General features: G+C 56.0%; 2 protein-coding genes. Both read right to left on the bottom strand.

Going from position 1 to position 1,619, the window contains the following annotated elements:
• Positions 1–500, bottom strand: a 500-nt coding sequence (locus tag ACOSYY_RS19485; protein WP_421664604.1) for a flagellin N-terminal helical domain-containing protein, incomplete at its 3' end; no start/stop codon positions are given.
• Positions 501–515: 15 nt separating this feature from the next.
• The coding region (locus ACOSYY_RS19480) for a flagellar basal body rod C-terminal domain-containing protein (protein WP_421664603.1) at positions 516–1,619 on the bottom strand (1,104 nt) is incomplete at its 5' end.

Below are 1,619 nucleotides of genomic sequence, written 5' to 3'. Positions count from 1 at the left end.
CTCACGGTCAAGGTGTCCGCGACGGCGTTCGTCAGGGTCATGGGTGTAGCAACCACCAGTCCAGCGGCAAACCCGTGGCGGCTCGTGCCTCCAAACACCGGTTGGTTCTCGTCGAAATCGGCATTACCCAGTTGAAGCAGATGTTGCAATAGGGCACGCACTTCATGCGCGCCAGCCGCTCGTTCCGTCGCGCCGTTTGTATCAGATGCGTACTGAACCGCCAGTTGCCTGACACGAGACAAGGTGGCAGTCGTACCTTGGAGAGATGTGTCGGCTAATTCGACTCGGGTCGTGGCGGTTGAAATATTGCGAAGACGTTGCTCCAGTTTTGTCAAGGTGGTTTGCTCTCCGACGATCCGATGGAAACGACCAGGGTCATCGGAAGGTTGCAAGACCTGTTTACCGGTCGCCAGATGTTCCTGCAATCGCAACGCTTTGGATCGAGCCCGTTGATAGCTGTTTACCAGGAATCCAAAAACCTGCTGTTCGGTGACACGCATGGCACGCTCCTCTGCCTAGCGTTTGAGGGAAATCAACGTGGACATCATTTCATCGGCAGCAACGATCATGCGTGAGGCTGCTTCAAAGGCTCGTTGGAATTTGAGAAGATTGACGAGTTCCTCATCAAGCGAGACGCCAGACACCTGGGCACGAAAATTCTGGAGCTGTTCGAGTCGAATCTCTTCCGTCTCAAGACGCTGCCTGGCCACCTGGGAGGACACGCCAAGATCTGTCGCAGTCTTGCGATAGCTGTCGAATAGCGTTGCATTGTCGAGGCCGGTGAGGGGTTTTGACTGGAGCGCGACAAGGTCCAAACCGCTCTGATTGTTTCCCGGAACACCAGCCCGTGTCGAAGAAAGCGCAACTTTTGACGGATCAGAGAACACGACAGCCAAATCTCTGGCCGCATTGTCGCGTGAGTTCACTCTGAAGACATCGTTGGCCGCTGGTGCCCCGGAGACGGTCACTGCAATCCCGTCCAGATGAAATGTCTGTGGCCCACTATACGTACCGGATGCCGCAGTACTGATCCCGCCCGTTAATCCGAGAGTCGCCCCTGCCGTTCCGCCTGTTACGTCCACCGAACTAACCCCGCCGGTGGAATTCGACTGCAGGACCAGTCGGTTTGTCGTGCGATCAAACAACACCGCGACCTGACGGCCGGCTGCGGCCAGCGTGGAGTCCGAGTTGATTCTACTTTGAACCTCCTCGGCCAAAGCGGCACCAGAGGTATACGCTAGACCAGGTGATCCGGTACCGTTGAGCGTAATGGTTCCCGATGTCGTACCATCTACCGAGACGACCAGTGTATCGTTCACTCCCGACACAATGTTGACAGGAGCATCCACTGTGGGAGGGGTAAGCACTGTTCCGGCATAGTTCCCTCTGATGCCGGAACCCGTTGTTGCATCGATTATCGCGTACCCGCCAGATCCTGTAAATCGAATCTCATAGTCATGGAACGTCAGGAGATTCGGTGCAGTTACTACACCGTTGGCGATCGAGGCAGCCCCAACGTTTGTGGTAAGCGCTTTGCTTGTCACCGACAGCCCAGAAAAGAGATCTTGCCCGGTCGACCCATCGAGACCATACCCCGCTCGGTGAATTTGGTTGACCTC

The sequence above is a fragment of the Nitrospira sp. BLG_2 genome (assembly GCF_049222245.1).
This window is presented reverse-complemented; position numbering and strand designations above follow the sequence as displayed.